The following is a 16787-nucleotide window of genomic DNA, read 5'->3' as shown; positions in this document are numbered from 1 at the left end:
TCCTTTGTTCAGACAGGCATTTATTTTTTCAGGCTCACTTCCTGCATTGTCCAGCTGCCGCCTGCCTTGGTGCGTTTGAGGCGGTAAATTTTTTGCGCAGACCAAAGCTCCACTTCTTTAATAAATCCTTTTTCCTCATCACCGACCAAAGTAATCGTGCCATAAGGCTCATGCGGCACGCCTGATACATCCATTTGGAAAAACTTAGGCGAAGTAGCGCCGTTAATCATAATTTTAAACGGAAGAACTTGATTTTCCAATACAGCCACCTCCGCCGAACTTTCATCATTGTCGCTGGAAAGCTTGAATTTCCAATTATTGTTCTGCCATGTTTTGAAGTCGGCCACCGGCGCATCCGGCGCGTCAAATAAAGGCTCGGATGTACGCGAAGGTGCGAAAAACAATTGCGAAGCGATTAAGCCGAACATACAGCCGATCAGCAACGCAAAAATAATATGAGGGTATTTACTCATGTTTATCAGTTTCCTGTGTAAAACGCTTTTTGCGTAACAAAAGCGCGCCATTTCTAAAAATAATTTATTAGCCCAATTGCTTTTATACTTATATCATAAAAAAATAAAAAAGCACTAACTTTAAGTCTTGTTTACCAAGAAATCTTGCCAATCGACCTATTCATCGGCGATCTACATCAATTACCATTCAACAGCAGGCCAACCGAAGCAGGATAATCACTCGGAAATTCATGCGGCCACCAGTATAAACAGATAATCCGGTTGATCCGTCATTGCTCAAACCCCGCATACTTATATCCATTTTTTTGATACAATAGTGCGTTTATTTATTCCACATTCTCCCAAGCTAGAAATCCCGCCATGCAACTGACTGCCGTAGGTTTGAACCATCAAACTGCTCCTTTGAGCATACGCGAAAAACTTGCGTTTGCCGCTGCGGTATTGCCTGAAGCCGTAGGCAACTTGGTAAACAGCCGCGCCGCGCAAGAAGCAGTTATATTATCTACCTGCAATCGAACCGAATTGTATTGCGTGGGCGATGCGGAAACCGTTGTGCAGTGGCTGGCGAACTATCAAGGCTTGGCGATTGAAGAAATCCGTCCTTATCTTTATACCTACGGGTGCAGCGAAACCATACAGCACGCATTCCGCGTAGCCTGCGGCTTGGACAGCATGGTGTTGGGCGAACCGCAGATTCTGGGGCAGCTCAAAGACGCCGTGCGGATTGCCCAAGAGCAATCCGCTGTCAGCACTTGGCTGAATGCCTTATTTCAAAAAACATTCTCCGTAGCCAAAGAAATCCGCTCCTCTACCGCAGTAGGCGAAAATTCCGTTTCTATGGCGGCTGCATCAGTGAAAATGGCCGAACAGATTTTCCCTTCCGTAAGCGATTTAAATGTTCTATTCGTCGGCGCGGGTGAAATGATCGAATTGGTGGCTACTTATTTCGCCGCTAAAAAACCTAACCTTATTACCGTTGCTAACCGCACATTGCCTCGTGCGCAAGAACTGTGCGACAAATTAAGCGTGAATGCCGAGCCCTGTTTGCTGAGTGATTTGCCTTCCGTTTTGTCCGATTATGATGTGGTGGTTTCTTCTACGGCCAGCCAATTGCCTATTATCGGCAAAGGCATGGTGGAAAAAGCCTTGAAAGAGCGGCAGCATATGCCCGTATTTATGCTGGATTTGGCAGTGCCGCGAGATATTGAAGAGCAAGTTACCGAGCTGGACGATATTTATCTTTACACCGTTGACGATATGACAGGAATCATTGAAACAGGTAAAGAATCCCGCCAGCGTGCGGCAGCGGAAGCCGAGGCAATGGTGGCGCAAAAAGTGGCTGAATTTATCGACTGGCAGCGCAGCCGGCAAAACGTGCCGCTGATTCGAGCATTACGAGACGAAGGCGAACGCGCCCGCCGTTATGTTTTGGAAAACGCAATGAAGCAGTTGGCTAAAGGCACATCTCCGGAAGAAGTGCTTGAGCGATTATCCGTACAGCTTACCAATAAGTTGCTGCATTCACCCACACAAACGCTTTCCAAAGCCAGCAGCCATAATAACGAATTATCGGAAGCGGTTGCCCGGATTTACCGCCTGCACAATTCTGATAAATCATAATCGCATAAATCTAAAGAGCAATAATGCCTGTCTGAAAACTTATCAACCTGTTTTCAGACAGGCATTACTGTATTTAAGCAAGCATATGATTTTTTAAGAAAAATATGTGAGCAATAATTAAATTCATATCTAAAAGAATATTTTTCACAAGAAAAATAGCCTTTATTGCTTGCACTTGCACAATCAAGCACATAACCTAAGCATCATCTAAAAATATTATGGAGCTACAAGCATGTCGCTGCCCAAACTCAGTTTCGAATTCTTCCCTACCCGCACACCCGAAGGCCGTGCCAAACAGGTAATTACACGCAAGCAGCTCAGCCAATACGCACCGGATTTCTTCAGCTGCACCTCCGGCGCAGGCGGTTCCACCAGAGAAGGCACGATGCAAACCATTCAGGATATTTTAAGCGAAGGTATTGCTGCTGCACCACATTTACCCTGTATCGGCATGCAGCCGCAAGAAGTGGTTGATTTGCTGAACGAATATAAAGCCTTGGGCATACGCCATATTGTTGCACTGCGCGGCGATATTCCTTCCGGCATGGGCGCGGGGATGGACGGCTTGTTTTACGCCAATGAATTGGTTTCATTGATTAAAAACGAATTCGGCGACCATTTCCATATTGAAGTGGCGGCTTATCCCGAATTTCACCCGCAAGCACGCAGCGCGGAAGACGACTTGAATAATTTTGTACGCAAAGTCAAAGCCGGCGCCGATTCGGCCATTACCCAATATTTTTACAATACCGATGCCTATTTCCGCTTTGTCGACGACGTACAAGGCCGTGGGGTAGATATTCCGATTATTCCCGGCATTATGCCGATTGCCAGCTTCTCCAAGCTGACCCGCTTCTCCGATACTTGCGGCGCGGAAATCCCCCGCTGGCTGCGCTTGAAGCTGCAATCTTATGCCGACGATACAGCTGCCATTAAATCGCTGGCTCTGGATGTGGTTACCGAAATGTGTGAACGCCTGTTACGCGAAGGCGCACCGGGACTGCATTTTTATACACTCAACCAAGCAGGTTTGGTATCCACCATTTGCCAGCGTTTAGGTTATTAAAATTCTATGCTTATCTACACGATGCCTGTCTGAATATTTTTCAGACAGGCATCGTATTATGCATGATGAAACAATAGCGCTATATAATTCGGAATCAAAATGCCTGTCTGAAACCAACTAAGTGAAACCGCCATGCCTAACTCTGCCTCAACCCTTGCAAAAGAATTAAGCCTAAAAAAAGAACAAGCCATCGCTGCCTATTTGGTCAAGCGGCAGCCTAATGTTTTTTTCGAGCAATACACCCAAGCTTTAGACAACATGCTTTCCTCATTGTGGCAGGAATTATTTGACGATAGCGGCATATGCTTGCTGGCAACAGGCGGTTTCGGCAGGCGGGAAATGTATCCCTATTCCGATTTGGATTTGGCCGTGGTTTCAAACACAGCGCTGACCGAAGCGCAGCAAGAGGCCGCCACTGCGTTGATTCAAACTCTATGGGATATGCAGCTTACGCCCGCAGCCAAAGTTGGCAGCATAGATCAATTATGCCGCAGTATTGAAGACGACCTTAGCGGCGAAACAGCGTTCCTCGAAGCACGCTTTATTTGCGGCGACCAAGCCACCGCGAATGCCATGCTTCAAAAACTCAACCTGCAACGCAATGCCGCTCTGTTTATCGAAGGTAAATTGGTAGAAATGCAGCAGCGCCACGATAAGCAAAAAGGTTCCGGTGCACTACTTGAACCAAACATCAAAACCTGCCCCGGCGGCCTGCGCGATATCCACACCATGATGTGGCTGGCCAAAGCACAGGGTTTATCAACATCAGCACATTCATTGGTGCATAACCGTGTACTCACGCGTATGGAAGCCGGTTTGCTTTCCAACAGCCACAAGCAGCTGGCACGCATCCGAATCGAGCTGCATTTGGCCGCGGGCCGTGAAGAAGACAGGTTGATTTTTGATTTGCAAAACAAAATCGCCACAGACATGGGTTTTCAAAATGACAATAACCGCATAAAAAGTGAAAAACTGATGCACCGGCTCTACCGCGCCACAAAAACCGTTAAACAACTTAACGGCATCATTATCCCCATGCTCCGCGGCCGTGTTTATTCAGTATTGCCCCGCCATATACACCATATCGACGACGAATATTACCAAGTCGACAACCAAATCGCGGTAAAAGATAAAAACCTGTTCCGCAACGACCCTACCCATATTTTCAAAATCATCGAAATCATCCAGAATCGCAACGATTTGAAAACCATCGCGCCCCAAACTTTGCGCCAATGGTGGGCAGCAACCCGCAATATCAATAAAGATTTTTACCTAAATCCCGTTAACCGCGAGCGCTTCATCGGCTTTTTCAAAACCGGTAACGGCCTGACCCGCACCATGCGTTTTCTCAATCTTTACGGTGTGCTCGGCCAATACCTGCCTGCCTGGGAAAAAATCACCGGCCTGCTGCAACACGACTTATTCCACATTTACCCTGTTGACGACCACATCCTGATGGTGCTGCGCAATATGCGCCGCCTGGCCATAGACGCCCATGCCCATGAATTACCTTTTGCTTCGGGATTGATGTATTCGTTTGAGAAAAAACACGTGCTTTATTTGGCCGCCATGTTTCATGACATTGCCAAAGGCCGTGGTGGCGACCATGCCGTGGAAGGCACAAAAGATGCGGCACAATTTGCCCGAGACCATTTCCTCAACCAAGAAGAAAGTGACCTGCTCACTTGGCTGGTTGAAGACCACTTGTTAATGTCCACCGTAGCCCAAAAAGAAGATATTTATGATATTGATGTGATTACCCGTTTCTGCGACCGTGTTAAAACACAAGAGCGGTTGACCGCCCTTTATCTGCTTACCGTAGTTGATATCCGCGGCACCAACCCGAAAATCTGGAATTCATGGAAAGCCGGTTTGCTGGAAAATTTGTTTCACTCGACAGCACAACGCCTGGCCGGTGTGGAAAAAAACCGCAAAGCCATTACAAGTATCCGCCAAAACAGTGCCACCGAAGCGCTCACTCAAGCCGGTTATGATGCTAAGCAGCAGCGCCGCTTGTGGCAAGCGCTCGGTCCTGCTTATTTCGTGCGGCATGAAGAGCAGGAAATCCTCTGGCATCTGCCGATTCTGATTGAACATTTGGAAGAATCACAAATTGCTATACGCAACCTGCAAGATGCCGCTACTTTGCAAGTAATGGTATACATGCCCAACGCCGACCGCCTGTTTACCCGCTTGTGCCGCATTTTCAGCCGGTCCGGCTTGGATATTGTGGCAGCGCGCGCTTTCGTAACCGAACACAACTATATTCTGGATACATTCGTTGTTCAGTTTCCCAATCATTACAGCCCGCACGACTACCCGCGCATCCGCACATCGCTGGAAAAAGAACTAAACTGCTTTATACAAGGCAAATTCCGCGTCAATAATTTATCAAGTGGAATAAAAAGCCGCCGCGCCCGACATCAACCGATTGCGCCCAACCTGTTTCTCTCCGAAGAAGAAGACTATCCCGGCTGGTTTACGCTGGAGATTATTACAGTCAACCGCCCTTTTCTGCTGGCCGACATCACAGAAGTGTTTGCCGAACTCGGCATTAGCCTGCGCTACGCCAAAATCAATACTTTAGACGAACGTGTGGAAGACAGTTTTCTGCTATACAGCCCGCAACTTGCCAACCCGAAACAGCAGCTACTATTAAAACAGCGGCTTCTTGAGCAACTAAGCATTTGAATATTTAAAATGATTATGCTTTAACATTCGGCTGATTTTTCAGTGTAATTTTGAAACAATGCCTGTCTGAAAGATTCAGACAGGCATTGTTTTTAAAGCATGTGGCAACGAAATATATCACCGTATATAAAACCAGAATAAATATTATTATGCTAACTATATCTTATAAAGTAAATTTATATAAAATAATTTCATTTAAATCCGTAATTTAAATTACAAATTAATAACAAATGCATTATAATGAATAAGCATTTTTTACTTACTTTCATCCTGGCAAACACATTTGATATTCTATGTTGGTTATTTTAACCCTCATTTCTTTAAGCGGATTTTTCCTATCTAAATATTTCAGACTGGGGCCATTTAATCCGTTTACCCTCTACTTCGGCGTTTGGTCGGCTATTTTTGTGGCTTATGCTTTTTTTCAACACACTTATCGACCGATTTCAGAAGAATATTTATTCATTCAAATATGTGTACAGCTGATTGCTTTATTCATGATGGTCTGTACACGGCCATTCAAGCCGGGCTTTATGCCGAATGCCCCGCAATACCAATTGAATAAAAAAATATTTACGATTATACAGCTGGCATTAATTGCTGCATTGCCAACGTTTTATCAAATGGTTGTCGATTATGCAGGGGAAAGTATTTTTACCAGCTCGGGCTACACCCGCTTGCGTTATGTATTCAATAATGAAGGCAAAGACATGGGTAAACTGGGCTATTTATATACGCTGGCATTTTTGAGCGCTTCAGTAGGCGTGTATTACGCCGCAAAAAAAGAGCTGAACAAATGGCAGGCAATGTTAGCCGTGTTGCTCGCCCTGATTTATGCTTATCTCACCACCGGACGCACATTCTTCCTGATGATCTTTATCTTCACGGTTACGCCCTTGGCCGTGATGGGTAAAATTAGACTGAAAACTCTGGCTGTTTTGAGCTCTGTTTTGTTGGGTATGTTCTTTTTAGTGGCTGCTCTAACTTCTAAAGGCGCATCTGCCGATGCTTCTTTGAGCGAGAATGCTGCCAGCTTCATTGAAAGCGCACATAGTTATTTCATTGCACCTTTCGTAGCCCTATCCATGATTACGGATGAATTAAAAACACTGGCTTTCGGCGATTATTCCTTGCGTTTTATTTTGAGCATACTCTCTGCATTCGGTTTGACCGATCCGCCCGGGCCGATTGTAAAAGGCTATCAATTCACACCCGCACCAACCAATCTCTATACAGTTTATGAAGTGTATGTGCGGGATTTCTATGTGTTCGGCTTTTTTATCCCACTGATTTTTTTGCCGATACACTGGATACTGTATAAACAAGCACGTAAAACCAACGATTTTTGCATGATTATTTACGCCATCTCGCTTTACCCCTTGCTAACCCAAATGCTGCAAGACCAATATATGACTCTGATTTCAACTTGGATTCAAATGTTTTTAGGCTGCTTGCTGCTGATTAGTAGAAAAAGGACTTAACCATACGACAGCATAATGCCTGTCTGAAAAGTTTTCAGACAGGCATTTTACGAGAGATATTGATAATTTTAGTTTAACTATAGCGCCATCATGCTCAGACTTAAAACTATAGTCAATCAATTTAAGAAAAAATATACACGTCATACTCGAGCCAAACCCGAGTATGACGTTATTGTTACTATGTAAGTGACTTAACTACAGAATATAACAAGCATACGTTTTTTAAGTTGGTTCACCATAAACCATCTGAATAATTCCAAAAAACTACTTCAACACCCACTCCGACACGCAATAGATTACCAGCCCCACCAAACCGCCGACCAGCGTACCGTTGATGCGGATAAACTGCAAATCCTTTCCCACGCTCAATTCCAATTTTTCCACCATCTGCGCGCTGTCCCAGCCCTTCACTTTTTCAGTTACGAAAGCCGCAACACGGTCTTTATAGTTGTTTACCAAATCACGCACTATCAGCGAAACGCGCACATCCATCCGCCGCATAAACTGAGGATATTCCGCCGCCTGCCGCAGCATATGCTCCAGCAATTTTTCCATCTGCGCCCGAACCAGCGAATCCGCTTTTTTCACATCTTCATGCGACCATTGCTGCAAACCCTGCCACAAGCTCGTTACCGCCTCCTGCAAAGCCAACGAAGCCGCCAATTCACGTTTGGTTGCCTCCAACCGCCGGTGCCATAAGCGAGAATGCCTTAATGCGTGTGCGATACGGTCAATCTGCTCCGAAGCAGACCGGCGCAGCTTGTGCTGCGGATTCTCCAATGCTGCAGCCAAATAGCCGTCGGCCCAATCCAAAGCTTTTTCCGAAATCCAGCCGTCCACTTTTTCCAGCAGCGTACCTTTAAGCGAAGCTTTGATTTTATCCCAAGTATTCGGCGCATCACGTTCGATTTTTACCGCCCATTCGTTCAAACTCTGCTCCAGCATCATACGTGTTTCAGGATGTTTTAACCAACGGCGCATCTGCTTCATCAAAGCGCAAAGCAACACATCGTCCAACCCCTGCCGCTTGACGGAAATCAATATATCCGCCAGCGCTTTGCCGATTTTGTCACCACTGTATTGCTGCATCAGCATTTGGCTTCCGAAACGGGCCACCTGCTCGGGCTTGGCTGTTTTCAGCAAAGTTGGAATCTGCGCAGCCAGATTGGGCAACCATTGTTTGCGGTTTTTGCTCAACCAATAAAGCAGTTTTTCACTCGGCTCGGCCTGATACACCCTAAGCGCAATCGGTTTATCCTGTAAAAAATTATGTTCGATAAAACGCCCCAGCTCTTCTGCAATACGGTGCTGGTTTTTTGGCAGAATCGCCGTATGCGGAATCGGTAAACCAAGCGGATGGCGGAACAGCGCGGTAACCGCAAACCAATCCGCCAGCGCACCGACCATTGCCGCTTCTGCAAAGGCTTTCAGATAGCCCAAAGCCGGGTAACGGCCCACAAAAATCGTAGCAACAATAAACAACACACATGCCAAAACCAGCAAGCCGGTTGCAAACATACGGTTTTTACGCAAACGCGCCCGAGCATTGGCAGTGCGCACTTCGGCAGATAGAGTTTGCATGGCGGTATCCTTAATATTTATCCCAATCAATGTTTCTTATTTTATACATGGTCGCAAAAAAGATTTGTTCAACCCCTTGATATACTTTCAAATAAACCTTCGGCAGCTTTTTCAGACAGGCATACAGGCTATATACAGTAAATGTTGGCAGCCATGTGCACAATATGTGGATAAACCGCTTTAACATTTGAAACATATCACTATTTAAAATTTGCCTAAAAATTAAGCAATTTCAACCTAATCCCTATCTGCCCGAACCCAACATAATTACCAACATACCACTCAAGCATAAAATCACACCCAACCAATCCGTGAGCTGCGGGCGTACGCCGTCAACCAACCAAAGCCACACTAAAGCCGTACTCACGTACACCCCGCCGTAAGCAGCATAAACTCGCCCGCTCGCTTCAGGATGCAGCGTGAGTAACCAAGAAAACACTGCAAGGCAAATTGCGGCTGGCAACAACAGCCATGGAGAACCATTTTGCCGCAACCACAGATAAGGCAGCCAGCAGCCTAAAATTTCCATCACCGCCGTTATGCCAAACAGCAGCAACATTTCCACACTATTCATATCCACCTTTTCAGACAGGCATTTCCCGCAAACATTTTATCGCTGCATATGGCACAAAACCAAACTTGTTACTGTATTATTTTTCCAATAGGCTATACAATAGTCGCCCAAATTACTAACGATTACACAAAAGAAGGATACAACAAATGAGAATTCTGCTCACCGGAGCCAAAGGCCAGCTTGGCCGCTGCTTTAAAGACCGCCTGCCGGAAGACTGGGAATTAATCGCTACCGATTCCAAAACCCTCGACATCACCGACGCTGCCGGAGTGATGAACATGGTAAAAAATTTCCAACCCGATGCCGTAGTCAACGCAGCTGCTTACACCGCTGTGGATAAAGCCGAAAGCGAACGCGACAAAGCCTTCGCCATCAACGCCACCGGCACCCACAATCTGGCCGCCGCCGCGCAAGCTGTGGGCGCAAAATTCGTACATGTATCCACCGATTACGTTTTCCCCGGTAATGCCAAAACACCTTACACGGAAACCGATGCACCGGATCCTGTCGGCGTCTACGGCAAATCCAAGCTTGCCGGTGAATTGCTTGCCCTATCCGCCAATCCCAACAGCATGGTTATCCGCACCGCATGGGTATTTTCCGAATACGGCAACAACTTCGTCAAAACCATGCTGCGTCTCGCCAAAGACCGCGACACCTTAGGCGTGGTAGACGACCAAATCGGCAACCCCACCTACGCAGGCGATCTGGCACAAGCCATTATCGGCGCCCTGAAGCTGCAAAACTTCCCCATCGGCCTCTACCATTATTGCGGCGACAAATCCGTAAGCTGGTGCGATTTTGCACGTGCCACTTTCCAAACAGCCTCGCAAAGCGGCCGCGATTTCCGAGTACCCACCACCAACGGCATCGCTACCAGCGAATATCCCACACCGGCTTCCCGCCCGGCTTACAGCGTGATGAACTGCGACAAAATCAAGTCGCTCGGCCTGAACGTGTCCGATTGGCAAGCTGCGTTAAACAAAATCGTGCCAGTGTTGCTCGCTGAAGAGCAATCTTAATAAAGCCGGCAAAACACAATGCCTGTCTGAAAAATATTTTCAGACAGGCATTGATTTTATACCGCAGCTATTTCATTAATCTATAAACAACCTTGTGCTTATACCACTATAAATTTCACCAAACATAAATACAACAATACCCATCTGAAAAAACACCCAATCAAGATTAAACCGATTATTTCACTGAAAAAATCAATTTTTGATTGCCCCGCCCTACCACAACAAAATATAATCACAGATTTTGAAAAAATCATTCTCGCGCTGCCCGAACGCTTGAAGGTTCCCACGGAGAGCAATCAAACAGCTTTATTTTCACCCCTGCGAAATTCCGCTTTGCGGTACTCGTTTTACCGGAGTATTGCCATGACCACTGCGTCTGCCAATCAACCCTATCTACAAATCAAAGGCTTGGTTAAGAAATTTGGTGACAATTACGCTGTCGATCACATCGACCTTAATATCGACAAACATGAAATCTTTGCTTTGCTGGGCAGTTCGGGTTCCGGCAAATCAACCCTTCTTCGCATGCTTGCCGGCATGGAAACCCCTTCCGAAGGCAGCATCATTCTTGACGGTCAGGATATTACCAAACTCGCTCCTTACGACCGCCCTATCAACATGATGTTCCAAAGCTATGCACTTTTCCCTCATATGACTGTGGAGCAAAACATCGCTTTCGGTCTCAAGCAAGACAAAATGCCCAAAGGCGAAATCGCCGAGCGCGTGGAGCAAATGCTGCGCCTAGTCCAGATGACCAAATTTGCCAAACGCAAGCCACACCAACTTTCAGGCGGCCAACAGCAGCGCGTAGCATTGGCCCGCAGTCTTGCCAAACGCCCGAAAATCCTCCTTCTTGACGAACCATTGGGTGCCCTCGATAAAAAATTACGCCAGCAAACCCAACTTGAGCTTGTGGATACGCTCGAAACTGTGGGCGTAACCTGCATTATGGTTACGCACGACCAAGAAGAAGCCATGACCATGGCTACCCGCGTAGCCATTATGTCCGACGGCCAGCTCAAACAAGTCGACACGCCCAGTAATATTTATGACTTCCCCAACAGCCGCTTTACCGCTGAATTTATTGGCGAAACCAATATTTTTGAAGGCACCGTCGACAGCATAAACGAGCACCATGCCTTAATTAACTGCCCCGAATTGCCAAGCAAAATCTACACCGATCAAAAATTCGAAGGTAAAGAAGGGCAAACCATCTGGATCAGTATCCGACCAGAAGATATTGATTTGCATAAAGAAAAACCAGCCCATCGCGATAGCCACAACTGGGCGAAAGGCATCGTAAAAGACATTGCCTACCTCGGCAGCTTCGCCATCTACCATGTGCAAATGGAAAACGGCCGCATTATCAAAAGCCAGGTTCCTGCGCCTTATTGGTATGTGCGCAATATCACGCCGCCTACCTGGGATGAAGAAGTTTATCTGGATTGGCCTGAAAACCAGCCTACCCCGTTAACCCGCTGAGGAAATGCCCATGTCTGTCAACATCAAACGCCGCCTGCGCCCCGGACGCGGCCTTGTTATCGGTATACCCTATATCTGGCTGCTGGTGCTTTTCCTGATTCCGTTTTTTATCGTGCTGAAAATCAGCTTTGCCGAGCAAGAGCTGAAAATTCCACCATACAGTGATCTATTTATAGTCGATGAAGAAACAGGCAAACAAACCCTGCATCTCGTGTATTACAACTATCAGGAAATTTTTGCCAACTTCACCGACACACTTAAACAGATGTTCGGCCTGAGCGATGCCACAGGCAATAATATGTATCTGCGCAGCTATTGGCTGTCGATAAAAACTGCGGCTACCACCACCCTTATCTGCCTGCTTTTAGGCTATCCGATGGCTTATGGCATAGCCCGTGCAAAACCCGCTTACCGCAACACCCTGTTGCTGGCCATCATGCTGCCTTTTTGGACTTCTTTCCTATTGCGCGTATATGCATGGATGGGGCTATTGAGCCAAAACGGCATCATCAATAATCTGCTGATGAAATACGGCATTATCGATGAGCCTCTGCAAATGTTTTACAACACCTTCTCACTCAATCTCGTGATGGTTTATGCCTACCTGCCGTTTATGATTCTGCCGCTTTATACCCAGTTGGTAAAATTCGACGGCCGCCTGTTGGAAGCCGCTTCCGATTTAGGCGCAGGCCCGATTAAATCATTTTTTACCATCACCCTGCCTTTATCCAAAACCGGTATTATCGCGGGCTCCATGTTGGTATTTATTCCCTGCGTGGGCGAATTCGTGATTCCCGATTTGGTTGGCAGCTCCGATAATCTCATGATCGGTAGAACCCTCTGGATGACCTTCTTCGATGCCAATAACTGGCCGCTTGCTGCTGCTCTGGCCGTGATTATGGTTTTGCTGCTGGTCGTGCCCATTGCCCTGTTCCAGCATTATGAAAACCGCGAATTAGAAGAAGGAGGCAAACATGGCTAATCAGAAAATGTCTTGGTTCCTCAAGATAATGCTGTTTATCGGCATGGCTTTCCTCTATATCCCTTTGATCATATTGGTGATTTATTCATTCAACGATTCCCGCCTCGTAACCGTGTGGGGCGGGTTCTCGACCAAATGGTATGCTCGCCTGCTCAACAACAGCGAGATTTTGGAAGCCGCGTGGTTATCTTTACGTATTGCGGTGGTTTCTTCATTCGTGGCCGTCATTCTCGGCACTTTGGCAGGCTACGCGTTGGCGCGCATCAAGCGCTTTCGCGGCAGCACCTTGTTTGCAGGCATGGTGTCGGCTCCTATGGTGATGCCTGATGTGATTACCGGCTTATCATTGCTTTTGCTGATTATTCAAGTGCAAGGCATGATACAAAGCATCACAGGCAACCCTGCCGAATGGCTCGACCGCGGATTCTTCACTATTTTCCTCGGTCACGCCACCTTGTGTATGGCATACATCACCGTGGTTATCCGCTCTCGTTTGATGGAGCTTGATCAATCGCTGGAAGAAGCCGCGATGGATTTAGGTGCCCGCCCCTTGAAGATTTTCTTCGTAATTACCCTGCCCCTGATTGCCCCCGCAATCGTATCCGGCTTCCTGCTCGGCATTACACTTTCTTTGGACGACTTGGTCATCACATCTTTCCTTTCCGGCCCCGGCTCATCCACACTACCGCAAGTGATTTTCTCTAAAATCAAACGCGGTTTGGATCCGCAGATGAACGTATTGGCTACCATCATGATTGCCATCGTCGGCACATTGGTGATTGTCATCAATTGGTACATGATGCGCCAAGCTACCAAACGTGAGCGGGAAACCGCAGAAGCCGAACGTCAGGAAAAGCTCGCCGTAGAACAAGCCATTTATCATTAAACCGCTTGCATCCATACAAACAAAACCGCAGGATTATGATTACATAATCCTGCGGTTTTTTATTTGTTTCTCATATATACCAAGCGTTTGTCATACTCGTGCTTGACCTGAGGTATCTCGAGTTTCAGTAAGGCTGGGGATGCTCAAGTCAATCCCGAGCATGACGGAAATATGATAAAAAATAAGTTTATTTACTATAAGCTGATACGGAATAGGCCTGTCTGAAATTTGTTTTTTCAGACAGGCCTTGCATGAACAAGTCGAAACGATATATATATATAAAATCATACCATTCCTATCAAAACAGAATAAGAATCTCCCGAATAAGATATTTCAGATAACCTATTTATTAGCAATATTTATTTGGAAGATGCAGAAGTAAGAATAGCAGATTCCGATTCCGTTAAAATGCTCGGGATAAAACTTCCCGAGAAGCCACTTTAAACAAAACGCATAAGGCCAACAAAAATAACATTCGGCAGCAGATAATAAAGCAGTCTGTTTTTAAAAATCAGGTTTTGCTCGTTGTGAACCGCAGCAATCAAGGGGGGAACAAATTGATATTGTCTTCATCATCATTATTCAAACACATCGCCAACGCATGGGCGATACGCTGCATGTTGGTTTCAAAATCAATCGAACGCGAGAATGGCTTTGGCAAGAACATAATCGCACCTCGCCTTATTGAATCTATCCCGTATGATTTTTTTCAGATTTATCCGTATGTCCGCCGATAAAAAGCTTGATTCTGCTCTGGATATTCCTGCTGTCGATTTCATAAATCACATATTCGTTGTGCATCGCCAGCGCATTCACAACCATATTTCCTAAAATATCGACCGACCCACCTGTCTATCTCTAATCGCCGATACAAAGCCGGTTTTTGTATTTTCCGGAAGACAATTCTCCATTTGCTTCTCCCTCGCAGTTAATTCAGACGGCCTTATTTGATATTCTCGATAATCCAAATTTTAAATATAGGGTTGTTGATCATCAATTTGCCGCTTGTGTCCCGGCTTATCCAATCGTGTCTTTCCATACGCCTGATTGCACCTTGCGTACTGCTGCTGCTGATGGATTCCACTCCGAGCAGCGTAGCGTATTGTTTACGGCTTTCGTTGCTGTACGGGCTGGCATCGGGGTTGGTAGCGATGTCTTTGATGATGGCCCGTTCCAGCGGCTTCATTTGCTGCCATAGGCCGACTTCTTCATGGCTCGCTCCCAACTCTTCAATTCTGCTTGCCGCTGCCGTTTCCAGGCTTACAGACGGGCTTAATATCATGTCTTGAATGATGGCGCGCATATACATCGGGGTGTGATGCAGGCGTTCGAATAGGCTGTATAGCTTTGTTTTATCTAGGCTGTTTCCCGTTCTGTCGTGGTAAACGTCTGCCAAAAAGTCCGTGAAATCTTTTCCCAGCAAAGGAAAATCCAAGGCGTGAGCGAAATGGAAAAACGGTGCTTTATTGTCGTTGAACATGGCTCGTAGGCCGTTGGTGCTGCTGCCTGTGAAAATGGCTTTGATTTTGTTTTGATTCACATCAAGCCCGGTTCTGAATGACCTGATCAGGCCGTCTGTATCAGGCAGGCGCGCCAGCTCTTGAATTTCGTCCAGCAATAAAAGGCTGGGGCGGCTGTCTGCGGCAATGAGCGTGATCAGATCGGATAGGCGGGGAATCTCGACCTTGTTTATTTCACGCTCCAAACCTACGCTCATGATTTCAATTTTATTGATGCTGCTTAAAAAAGTTTTCGCCTTGCCTCCTGTTTGAATATTTTGGGCAAATTGATATAAGGCCGTCTGAAAATCAACGGTAGGGTTTGCGCTGTCCATGAATGAGAAATAAAACACATTCAAGCCGTTTTCTTCCGCCAACGGCAATACGTCTTGCAATAGAAACTGCGTTTTGCCCATGCGGCGCGGTGCAAACAAGGTAAAAGCGTGGGTAATGCCGTCTTTGAGGCTGTTGATCAGCTTGCGGGCATATTCTCTGCGGTGGAAAAACAAAGGGTCTTTCATGGCTGAATAATCTCGAATTAGACACTGTTATACAGAATTATACATAATATGTATAATTAAACAATCTTTGTATAAAGGTGTCTAATGAAAATTAAAGCACTAACGATCGTTTGCTTTTAAGCAGGTAACATTGAACTATCGGTAGAGTGTGGCGCAGCCACGCACGCGGTTTTGAATGGAACAGCGCATATCGGCTACAAAGATTTTAAAATCACGCCACATTATTTTTGTTCAAAACAATGCCGTCTGAAAAGAGAGTTTCAGACGGCATTGGAGAAGAAGCCCGAACAATGCGTGCGTACTCCACACACCCTACGCATAGGATTTAGCTTTTGTACAGGCTACGGCTTGCTTTTGAAAATTCAAACAGCTTGGTAGGTCGGATACTTGTATCCGACAAAATAAGGATATGCTGTGATGCCGAGATATATCAGCGGAATAAGTCGGATTCGAGAATCCGACCTACGGATTTAGGTTTGAAACAGCAAACGTTAAACCATCGGTAGGATGTGTGGCGCAGTCACGCACGCGGTTTTGAAGGGAACAGCGCATATCGGCTACAAAGATTTTAAAATCACGCCGCATTATTTATGCACAAAACAATGCCGTCTGAAAAGAAAGTTTCAGACGGCATTGGAACAGAAGCCCGAACAACGCGTGCGTGTGTACCGCACACACCTACGCAGGGTTTTATGCAGGCTACGCTTGCTGACTGTTAAATTGATTAATAATGTTTTCTCTAATAGAGTCTGTAAATTTTGACACTCTATATGCTTCTCGTTTTTCTTTTTCAGGTAGTTTTTTTAATTCTTCATCTATAACATCACAACATGATTTAAGTACTGTAAGATATTCTGTTTCTGAGTTTAACATCTCAATAATACTTTCATTATTAAATTTTTTATCTTT

General features: G+C 46.0%; 14 protein-coding genes. 8 read left to right on the top strand and 6 right to left on the bottom strand.

The window, feature by feature from the left end:
• Nucleotides 1–20: 20 nt before the first annotated feature.
• Nucleotides 21–473, bottom strand: a complete 453-nt coding sequence (locus HMPREF9370_RS06825) for a hypothetical protein (protein ID WP_040667017.1) — start codon at nucleotides 471–473, stop codon at nucleotides 21–23.
• 360 nt (nucleotides 474–833) lie between these two features.
• On the opposite strand from HMPREF9370_RS06825, the gene hemA reads away from it, so the two are divergent.
• The 4 genes from hemA to HMPREF9370_RS06805 all read left to right on the top strand — a co-directional run bounded on the left by hemA (nucleotide 834) and on the right by HMPREF9370_RS06805 (nucleotide 7331).
• Nucleotides 834–2093, top strand: coding sequence for a glutamyl-tRNA reductase (gene hemA, locus HMPREF9370_RS06820; protein ID WP_009116681.1), 1260 nt, complete (start codon nucleotides 834–836; stop codon nucleotides 2091–2093).
• Nucleotides 2094–2325: 232 nt separating this feature from the next.
• The gene (gene metF, locus HMPREF9370_RS06815) at nucleotides 2326–3159 is read left to right on the top strand and encodes a methylenetetrahydrofolate reductase [NAD(P)H] (RefSeq protein ID WP_009116678.1); all 834 of its coding nucleotides are present in this window, start codon (nucleotides 2326–2328) and stop codon (nucleotides 3157–3159) included.
• 132 nt (nucleotides 3160–3291) lie between these two features.
• A complete protein-coding gene (gene glnD / locus HMPREF9370_RS06810; RefSeq protein WP_009116677.1) occupies nucleotides 3292–5850 on the top strand; it encodes a [protein-PII] uridylyltransferase in 2559 nt (852 codons plus the stop codon).
• Nucleotides 5851–6143: 293 nt separating this feature from the next.
• Nucleotides 6144–7331, top strand: coding sequence for an O-antigen polymerase (locus HMPREF9370_RS06805; protein ID WP_009116675.1), 1188 nt, complete (start codon nucleotides 6144–6146; stop codon nucleotides 7329–7331).
• Between the two features lie 264 nt (nucleotides 7332–7595).
• On the opposite strand, the gene HMPREF9370_RS06800 is transcribed toward HMPREF9370_RS06805, so the two are convergent.
• Together HMPREF9370_RS06800 and HMPREF9370_RS06790 are read right to left on the bottom strand one after the other, a co-directional pair.
• Complete coding sequence (locus HMPREF9370_RS06800) at nucleotides 7596–8912, bottom strand: DUF445 domain-containing protein (RefSeq protein WP_009116673.1); 1317 nt, start codon at nucleotides 8910–8912, stop codon at nucleotides 7596–7598.
• 244 nt (nucleotides 8913–9156) lie between these two features.
• Nucleotides 9157–9486, bottom strand: coding sequence for a YnfA family protein (locus tag HMPREF9370_RS06790; RefSeq protein WP_009116671.1), 330 nt, complete (start codon nucleotides 9484–9486; stop codon nucleotides 9157–9159).
• Between the two features lie 146 nt (nucleotides 9487–9632).
• Between HMPREF9370_RS06790 and rfbD the strand changes: the two genes are divergently transcribed.
• The 4 genes from rfbD to HMPREF9370_RS06770 all read left to right on the top strand — a co-directional run bounded on the left by rfbD (nucleotide 9633) and on the right by HMPREF9370_RS06770 (nucleotide 13858).
• Entirely contained in the window at nucleotides 9633–10508 is an 876-nt protein-coding gene (gene rfbD / locus HMPREF9370_RS06785) for a dTDP-4-dehydrorhamnose reductase (protein WP_009116669.1), read from the top strand.
• A 357-nt stretch (nucleotides 10509–10865) separates the two neighbouring features.
• On the top strand, nucleotides 10866–11990 hold the full coding sequence (locus HMPREF9370_RS06780) for an ABC transporter ATP-binding protein (protein ID WP_174263009.1): 1125 nt from the start codon (nucleotides 10866–10868) through the stop codon (nucleotides 11988–11990).
• Nucleotides 11991–12000: 10 nt separating this feature from the next.
• Complete coding sequence (locus HMPREF9370_RS06775) at nucleotides 12001–12972, top strand: ABC transporter permease subunit (protein ID WP_040667016.1); 972 nt, start codon at nucleotides 12001–12003, stop codon at nucleotides 12970–12972.
• Complete coding sequence (locus tag HMPREF9370_RS06770) at nucleotides 12965–13858, top strand: ABC transporter permease subunit (protein WP_009116666.1); 894 nt, start codon at nucleotides 12965–12967, stop codon at nucleotides 13856–13858. Before HMPREF9370_RS06775 ends, HMPREF9370_RS06770 begins: the two co-directional genes overlap by 8 nt.
• Nucleotides 13859–14399: 541 nt before the next feature.
• Here HMPREF9370_RS06770 and HMPREF9370_RS12490 read toward each other — a convergent pair.
• From HMPREF9370_RS12490 to HMPREF9370_RS12200, 3 genes are all read right to left on the bottom strand, one after another.
• Nucleotides 14400–14525 (bottom strand): hypothetical protein, encoded by a 126-nt coding sequence (locus tag HMPREF9370_RS12490; RefSeq protein WP_009116664.1) that lies wholly within the window; start codon nucleotides 14523–14525, stop codon nucleotides 14400–14402.
• Nucleotides 14526–14801: 276 nt separating this feature from the next.
• The gene (locus HMPREF9370_RS06765; protein ID WP_009116662.1) at nucleotides 14802–15878 is read right to left on the bottom strand and encodes an ATP-binding protein; all 1077 of its coding nucleotides are present in this window, start codon (nucleotides 15876–15878) and stop codon (nucleotides 14802–14804) included.
• A gap of 699 nt (nucleotides 15879–16577) precedes the next feature.
• Nucleotides 16578–16787: hypothetical protein (locus tag HMPREF9370_RS12200; protein ID WP_009116660.1), on the bottom strand; the 210-nt coding region annotated here is incomplete at its 5' end.

The organism is Neisseria wadsworthii 9715, from assembly GCF_000227765.1.
Lineage (GTDB): Bacteria > Pseudomonadota > Gammaproteobacteria > Burkholderiales > Neisseriaceae > Neisseria > Neisseria wadsworthii.
This window is presented reverse-complemented; position numbering and strand designations above follow the sequence as displayed.